Below are 383 nucleotides of genomic sequence, written 5' to 3' on the forward strand. Positions count from 1 at the left end.
TCGGCGAGGGCTGGAACACCGTCGCCACCTTCGACACCGGCACCGGCGCCGGTCTGCCCACCGAGGAGGCGGGCGGCGACCTCGGCGGCTTCCTCGGCTCGCTCGGCGACCAGGTCAAGGGCGACTTCGGCAAGGGCACCGTGTTCAGCACCCGCCTGGTCAACGCCCTCATCACCGAGGACGGCACGGTCTACGTGGGTACGGTCACCAAGGACGCGCTGGTGAAGGCGGCCGAGGCGGGGAAGTAGCTCCCCACCGGCACGGCGAGGGAACGGGGGAGCCGAGGGACGCGACGTCCGCCACGGAGCAGACACGCGACAGGCCGCCCGCGGGTGACGCCGTCGTCGTCACCCGCGGGCTGACCAAGCGTTACCGCCGCGGAC

At 72.8% G+C, this 383-nt stretch carries 1 pseudogene; it reads left to right on the forward strand.

The features are described from left to right. A pseudogene (locus LPA54_RS41895) lies at window positions 1–248 on the forward strand (DUF2092 domain-containing protein); the annotation flags it as partial. Window positions 249–383 lie beyond the last annotated feature (135 nt).

This window comes from Streptomyces sp. DH12, from assembly GCF_020873895.1.
Classification (GTDB): Bacteria; Actinomycetota; Actinomycetes; order Streptomycetales; family Streptomycetaceae; genus Streptomyces.